General features: G+C 49.6%; 8 protein-coding genes and 1 pseudogene. 6 read left to right on the top strand and 3 right to left on the bottom strand.

Annotation, left to right across the window (positions count from 1 at the left end; genetic code table 11):
* Window positions 1-105 precede the first annotated feature (105 nt).
* A pseudogene (locus MWU63_RS20165) lies at window positions 106-933 on the top strand (AAA family ATPase); the annotation flags it as partial.
* A gap of 310 nt (window positions 934-1,243) precedes the next feature.
* Here the strand turns inward: MWU63_RS20165 and MWU63_RS20160 are convergent.
* Entirely contained in the window at window positions 1,244-1,729 is a 486-nt protein-coding gene (locus tag MWU63_RS20160; protein WP_247079766.1) for an NAD(P)H-dependent oxidoreductase, read from the bottom strand.
* A gap of 288 nt (window positions 1,730-2,017) precedes the next feature.
* On the opposite strand from MWU63_RS20160, the gene MWU63_RS20155 reads away from it, so the two are divergent.
* The 5 genes from MWU63_RS20155 (at window position 2,018) to MWU63_RS20135 (ending at window position 5,808) form a co-directional block, all read left to right on the top strand.
* Entirely contained in the window at window positions 2,018-2,884 is an 867-nt protein-coding gene (locus MWU63_RS20155; protein ID WP_247079764.1) for a hypothetical protein, read from the top strand.
* Window positions 2,885-3,059: 175 nt separating this feature from the next.
* On the top strand, window positions 3,060-3,956 hold the full coding sequence (locus MWU63_RS20150; protein ID WP_247079762.1) for a hypothetical protein: 897 nt from the start codon (window positions 3,060-3,062) through the stop codon (window positions 3,954-3,956).
* A 9-nt stretch (window positions 3,957-3,965) separates the two neighbouring features.
* On the top strand, window positions 3,966-4,373 hold the full coding sequence (locus MWU63_RS20145; protein ID WP_247079760.1) for a hypothetical protein: 408 nt from the start codon (window positions 3,966-3,968) through the stop codon (window positions 4,371-4,373).
* A 955-nt stretch (window positions 4,374-5,328) separates the two neighbouring features.
* Window positions 5,329-5,538 carry a helix-turn-helix transcriptional regulator gene (locus tag MWU63_RS20140; RefSeq protein WP_247079758.1) on the top strand — a complete coding sequence of 70 codons (210 nt, stop codon included), beginning with the start codon at window positions 5,329-5,331 and terminating at the stop codon, window positions 5,536-5,538.
* A 66-nt stretch (window positions 5,539-5,604) separates the two neighbouring features.
* Complete coding sequence (locus MWU63_RS20135; RefSeq protein ID WP_247079756.1) at window positions 5,605-5,808, top strand: hypothetical protein; 204 nt, start codon at window positions 5,605-5,607, stop codon at window positions 5,806-5,808.
* A 150-nt stretch (window positions 5,809-5,958) separates the two neighbouring features.
* Here the strand turns inward: MWU63_RS20135 and MWU63_RS20130 are convergent, their stop codons facing one another.
* Window positions 5,959-6,486 carry an N-acetyltransferase gene (locus MWU63_RS20130; RefSeq protein ID WP_213891555.1) on the bottom strand — a complete coding sequence of 176 codons (528 nt, stop codon included), beginning with the start codon at window positions 6,484-6,486 and terminating at the stop codon, window positions 5,959-5,961.
* A 361-nt stretch (window positions 6,487-6,847) separates the two neighbouring features.
* Entirely contained in the window at window positions 6,848-7,039 is a 192-nt protein-coding gene (locus MWU63_RS20125; protein WP_213891556.1) for a hypothetical protein, read from the bottom strand.
* Window positions 7,040-7,296 lie beyond the last annotated feature (257 nt).

Raw genomic sequence — 7,296 nt, 5'->3', positions numbered from 1 at the left:
TTCAGCGCATCCTCATCCGAATACCGTTTCCGAGCCATCCCTTCTTCCTCCTGTGACACTCAAATAGTGGCTCAGTTTTAGGGGGCTAAGACAGCTGCTGCCGTTACAACTGGGCGTCCACCTCCCTTTCTAGACAAAATTGAAAAAGGAAACGTTCTATTCTTGTCTGCTGAGGATGATCCTGCACGCGTTCTTAAACCACGCCTTGTTGAAAACGGAGCAGATGTCTCGAAAGTCCGTTACCAAGATCACGTGTTTTCACTTGATGCCAAAGGGATGCTGATGCTTCGTCAAGAGATCGAGGCACACAAGCCCGCATTTGTCGTTATCGATCCTATCATAGCATACATGGGCCCCGGCGTTGATGGAAACAATGCGAATGATACAATGAGGTTTATGGGGGAGTTGGACAGTATTGCCCGTGAATACGATGTATCAATTCTGATCGTTCGGCATTTGAGGAAGGCGAAATCAGAACACGCAATGTTCCAAGGGATCGGTTCTATCGCGATATCTGCACGTGTTCGTTCAGGTTTAATTTTAGGTATCCATCCTGACGATCCAGAAAAGCGCGCTATCGCTCACGCCAAAGCGAACTATTCAAAGGAAGGTCCAACCATTGTTTTTGAGCTAGATGGTTCCAAAGCTGGGCGCCATCCGGTCGTTAAATGGCACAAAGTTGATCCTGGGATATCTGCAGACGACCTGTTGTCAAAGCCCGAAGGCACAAGGGGCAGACCCAACAAAGAATTGGAATTCGCCAAGGATTTTTTGCGTGAAGTTTTGGCGAACGGGCCAGTCGAGAAAAATAAGCTGGAACGCATGGCCACTCCTCGGTCCATATCTTCGGCGACAATGCGACGTGCTGGCGAAGAAATGAACGTAGTCAAAAACCGTGGAAAGAAGGGGCGCTCATATTGGGCATTGCCTTAACGCTTTAACCCAAAAAACGCCTGTCATTTGGTTCGCGGGTATTATCAAATCCACTTGTTCACAATTCATGTATGTATGCGAGTTTTGAACAAGTGGTTTTTCACCGTTTAGACCGACACTCGGACTATTGATAAGTCTTTCGGATCTGAGAGCTGTGCATAAAATGTAGCGAAACCAAGCGCCTCAATCTGGTGCTAGCGCATGAGGGTTTCTTTCGGGTGCCAACGGGGTAAGTTTACGCACCATTTCGCTCGTTTTCGTGTACATATTGGCGATGCCAAACCAGCACGTTTCGATGCGACGCTCGCGGCTAGAATACGCCCATGTTCAGCCCTGCGGCCATTGCCAGACCGACGTCGCGACATAACGCAAGTTGCTCCTCAGGGATCGTCTTCTCTGCAAGAATTTCTTCGGGTGTTTGGGCGTGGGTGCAGATAATCAGCGGTGGTTGTACCTCTTTAAGTCGCCAACCTTGGGCAATGCGCGCAGTCTGGCGCACCGCGTTTTCACCATCCGAACCTGCGCATACCATTTGGGCATATGGTCGTCCTTCAATGCGCCCCAAAACGGGATAGTAGCACCGGTCGAAAAAATCCTTCATCACACCGGCAATCGCGGCAAGGTTTTCCGGTGCGCAGAATATGTATCCATCGGCCTTCAGAAGGTCCTCGGGCCCTGCGTGATCAGCGGTCTTGAAAATGGTCAGCGCTTCGCCTTTGGCAGCAGCAGCTGCAGCCTCAGCCATCTGGCGGCTGCCGCCTGTCCTCGAATAGTAAACAATAAGAAGTACCGCCATCTCCTGCTATCCTATCGCCTCTCACGAATGTTGGCCATATGATCAGGTTGAGGCCAAAACTAATGCCCGCTCTGGGCTCAAAACAGTCGAATGCCTACTCTGCAGACGAACCCGCACACCAATACATTTGCGCCAACGCCAGTCTTGGTCCTACCCGAACGGTCGCTCCGAAGCACGTTACTGCTTGTCCAATTTGGACAAACACAAAAACCTTGCCGTATCGTTGTTGGCATATCTAACCTCGCGTTACGGCCCAGCTACATTGGGAATGTCAGATAATGATACGGAATGGACTGGACTCAAAAATACTGGGATGCGTTAGAGCAGTTATACTGGACGCCCAAATACTTGGGCCTCAAATCAATATCGCGGCGGCATTGGGAAATGACGGGCGACAGAGTATCGGTTCCGGCAGCAATGACCAACCCAACAGGCCCGCTGTATCGGAGGGTAACAACGGGTAAAACTTTTCCGCAGCTTGTTCGTCGCCAAGAAGAAACGTTTAATCACATTTTTGATCTAACATTCGGTATTTTGGATGGTGCAATCACAAACGACATATTCTGCTCGCTGTTAGGGCGGCGAAAAAATGACTCACTGAAAAGCTACGGCCGTGAACTTGGGCCCGAGTTTGGATTCCCCAACCTTTATTCCTTTAGCCAACACGACGGCTATTTTGTTGGCAGTAACTGGTCTCTAGCTGTTGAGCTTAAGTTCGATGCCGAAACATCAATAGACCAACTAGCAAAGTATTTATTGGCCTTTTCGGTGGAACGCTCGGTTAATGTAGAACGAAAACCCATTTCCTTGATTTACATTACTCCAAATCCCGAAAGATTGTTGGACGACGCCTTCCCTTTTCCGATGGATGAGATCGGACCACATTTGTTGGATACTATTTTGGCAGGTGCTCGTTCAAGCGTTGTCAAACCATTGAGGGGATTTGAATCCATTGCGGCCGACATTCTTGATGATTTGTCTTTAAGAGCCTTTAGCTGGAGCGATATGGATAGGCAGCTCCAAACTAGAATCTCTGAAGTTACCGACGGCAACCCAGAAGGCCGGACCGTTGCTCGGCTTTTGCAAGGGTTATCTAATGAAATACGCAACCATCCATTATCCAAATGCACCGAGGCAAGTGAGAGTCAAAAATGAGTCCCACGTCCCTGAATGAAACCGTGTGCGCGACGTGAACAAGTCGGTTGGCTGTTCTTAACAAGGCAACGAACTTAAACTGGTGGAGATGGAGAGATTTTCTGGACAGGTTGTGTCCCTACTGGCAACGTTGGTTTTGAACCTGTTTTAGATTTTCAGTTTTGAGGGAAGAGAGATGGTTCTTTTTAGACAGCTATTTATTTTCACTTTATTTTTTTGTTATTTGTCATCCACTGAATCCGTTGCGGCCGAAGAAGAGTGCAAAGGCGACGCGCCTCAAGAGCATCGCATCGGAAAGTATCACTTTGAGACGACGTCCCAAGTATATAGACGAAGTGGTGTCCACTTTTATGTGACTTGTGTGAAGAACAACGGCGAGGGAGATTTGTGGGTCGATTGGTTTGTCCCGGGTCCGCAATCGTTCGTTCCCAGCGGTATCGCTCTCGAATCTCCGAGAACCTTCGTGACACGGGAAACGCAGTCTTTCGTTGGTTGCTTAGAGTACGGGAATCGCGCGGAGACGCTGAATGAACATTTTTTGGGCCATACCAATGATCAATCAGCAATAGATGAAGAGCAATCTCTTGGATGCGAGTACTGGGCAAGGCAAGCCACGTTGGAGCCAAGTGACAAGACTGCACTAGAAGAGCTATCCTATCCATTTAGAGTATTCTTCCCGTCCGACACAGAGAAACCCGCAGATAGCATGCTTGTAATGCAGGGAACTGTCAGCTTGCGCATTAGTGAGGAAAACCGGTTCACATCAATGCTCGAATACGACATCTCGCAATTTGACGGTCGTGAAGGAGGTGCTGCAGATGAGGTTGTCATGCGTCCGGTTGATGGTGGTCCAGCTGGAGAACTTTTAAACTTTGTTTTTCTTTCTGAATATAAGTCCCAGCTTGTGACCGATTTTCCGAGCCTTCCCATGAAATGGGAAGACAACATAGCAATCACTGCAAGTTTTGAAAGCGATTGGATGCTTACTTCAACCCGCTACGGATTTTATGATAAAAACAATGTTTTCGTAGGGGCTATATTTGTCCCTGTTATCGCGCCCATTTCTCAGTAAAGGCAGCAGATGAAGATATTAAAAGCCATTCTCGCGTTTGCGTTCGGCCCGTTTCTTGCGTGGATCAACGCTATACAGCAGCCATTTCAAAACGCGGGCTTAAGCCATCCACATTGGGCGGGTGATGCAGATAGTCTTGCAATAGGACTATCGGCAATCTTCACACTTGTTCTGGTTGCTGTGATGTCGGCGATCTCTAGTCGATATGCGCTCTACGTAGTAATCGCCTCCGGGATAATTACGGTAGTTGCACTTGCTGGGGTATTTTGGCTTGGAGACAAAACAGATGCAGCGGTCGGCCAACTGGAAATCGACTACTGGAAGGAGATGTGGCGGAGAGGTTACGTTGCTTGGCTTGTTGTTGTTGTACTGACGGCAGTAGCCGCTCTTCACTTCCTAATTCGAGACGATGATTAAGTCGCTCCGAATCTGGTTTGATGAATCCCAACCTTAATTTGCAACAAATTGTGCTGTTTGTTTTTCAAAGATGCCGCATTTTCCCGAAGCGAGAAATCCTTTGCCTGATAATGGGGTAGGCGCTTAAACTCACTGGCTGACAGGCGATATGACGGCGTCTGACAGCCCAGTCTCATTTTCTCGAGGAATACCGCCAAAATCTACTTCTAGGCCTCACGAGCCAATAAATGCGGGTTAGTTTCGTCCCCAGTTTTGGCGTAGGGACTTCAAAACAACTGTGAATGGATCTGATGAGCCGAGTATGTTCAATGGTAGACGCGGCCCATGATTTAGCAGTTCATGTTCGACACGCCACGGTTCTTCGTGAGAGCAAAATGATAACCTCCCATGCTTGGCCAACCATTGAGATAGACGGGCCTCATCTTCTACCCGCATCTTTGGCCTATTTCTGCTATTCCGAAAGCCTTGGAACCCAAATTCACTTACCAGCAGCGAGGCGAGTGAAAACCTAAGTGTGGATGTCCCAATCTTTCCTTGAATGTGGTTTCCAAGCCTTTTTTGGAAATATTGAGGGCTGGTTCTTCCGTTCAACCGTTTGCGGCTGGGTGAGATGCCAACATAAAGTAAATGCCTGCCATCCTGCTCCTTGCAACTGTTCCGAGATACTTCCAGTAAAACATCATCAAACCACCAGCCGTATATACCGTGGCTGATTTCGTTCTTTTTAATATGTGAAATGGTGTCAGTGGGGATGAACAACTGCTTGGGTGAAACAAGATCATTTGCTGTTGAACTTAGACTATAAGTCATATCGTCAGCTGTCTTTTTGGGAATGCGCCAATCATCGAAGCATGCTCGGGCTTGTTAATTGTAAAAGAGTATCTCTGACCTCTGTACGTCGATTATTACTTATAGTCTATGGTCATTTGGCTGCTCTAAATGCGCCATGCAGCACATGTCAGTGCAGCAACGCGTTTCAAAAAACCTTCAGAGAATAAGAAGGGATAGCGGTCTCTCTCAGGAAGAAGTGGCTCACCGCTCTGGCATTCACCAAACCTATTTAAGCGGCGTTGAAAACGGAGAACGTAATCCGTCGATATTGGTTATGGAACGCATTGCGAAAGCGCTGGGCGTTGATGTTTTAGAGTTTTTCAAGAAAAGCTAAGATTCCTCCTGACAAAGCTCTGAGGTCTGTCTTATCGATCTGCACAAGCAATCGAAGGAGACCACAATGGCCGATATTATCACCCTCAAAGAACTTTGCACCGAACTGAAAGTTGATCCTCGAGAAGCACGTGAAAAACTACGAGCCGCCGCAAAAGACCCGAAGAATTTCCCTGAACTGGCGAAAGCGCATAAACCACGCACATCTTGGCAGTGGGTCAAGGAGTCTGCAGGTGAGAAAGAAGCCAGGTCAGTATTGAAAACTAACTAGTTTAGTTTGAGCGGCTCGGATCAAGGCTCATTGAGCATCGGTATTACGGGCGGAAAGCAGCAATTCGCTGCGTTTCGCTCTTATGTCTGAGATCTGGGACAAATCTGCCATTTAGCAAAGTATGGCGGTGCACCAGCGCTTGCGCCCTGATCACGGTTTCCATAGGACCGGATTCATCCATGGCTCAGGCAGCGACAGTCGCCCTGGAGCGAGCGGAGCCTGTGCCGCTAGCAGTATAGATTGCCAGGCATCCGCCCATTCTTCGGGAATGGGATAAGGGGCCAACACTTGCCGTTCAGGCGAAAAACCGAAACGCTGGTAATAAGCCGGATCGCCGAGAACGAAGACCTGCTTGATCCCCCTCTTCTCCAACCGTTCCAGTCCGGCGCGGACAAGTGAACTGCCCAAACCCAGCCGCTGAAGCAATGGTATCACGCCGAGAGGTGCAAGAAGCGCACCGGTTCGATCCCACTCTTCAGTCTCACAAATGGTGAAGAGGACATGCGCAACCAATGCATCCCCGTCAAACCCTGCCAGTGATAGGACATCCAGACCGTCCTCGAGAAGTGCCAACACGACTGGTCTTAGCTCCTCCTCTGGGAAGGCTAGCGGGTAGAGGGCTAGAACCTGCGCAATGTCTCCCGATGTGGTTTCGCGGATCATCCACTTTTTCGTCACGTTCTGCCTCCGGTCAGTTGCAGCCAAAAGCCAAATTGAAAATCATCTAGAACGACATTGCAAGAATGAGTCCGCTTCGTCCGCCGCTCGATCCGGACCTTTGCAGCGCTTTGCGTCGATGTCTGCTGTGCGGAAAAGTTGTCGTTCAAGCCGACCGATGATACGTCAGCGAGCGGCACGACACCGACGATTACGAATTGTGCAGCTACTCGACGGCAGGGTTGCCGAGCGTGGGCATTATCCAACTCGGCAATGTCGCCTGCGATGGAGAGCCAACTTCGCTGCGACGCACCCAGCAGTCCGCCCGAAGCCGGTTTCAAAGAAAAAACCGACTAACGACCACCGAGGCCGGGACTGCGTTTTAGTTGGTTAAGACACCAACGCCCGCGCCGACGACGGCACCCTCAACGCAGCGACCGTCGGCAAGTACCTCTCCGGCGGCACAGCCGATTGCGGCGCCCACGACGGCACGCTCCAAGTCCGTATTGACCTCGTCGCACGCAGAAAGCCCCACTATAGAACCAACTGCAATGATGATGAAAAATCTCCGCATGTTAAAACTCCTCGAACCCAACAAATAAAAAAACATACCATGTCGAGGGGCGACCAACCAACATAAAACCGCACTTACTGCAGTTCACGGACCACGCGGCACTGCAACCCCGCGCCCGCTCTGAGCTCGAAGCGGTGGTTCGCTGCGGGATACGCCAAGGTCTGCTATGCGGGTGTGGTTTCAACTGATCGCCGCAACACATGCTTCAAATTTCTCTGCTGGCGTTTGGTATTGCAAGGTCTTTCGAGGTCGCTCGT

This window comes from Pseudohalocynthiibacter sp. F2068, from assembly GCF_023015645.1.
Lineage (GTDB): Bacteria > Pseudomonadota > Alphaproteobacteria > Rhodobacterales > Rhodobacteraceae > Pseudohalocynthiibacter > Pseudohalocynthiibacter aestuariivivens.
Note: the sequence above shows the minus strand (reverse complement) of the source record. Positions and strands in the feature narration are given on the sequence as shown.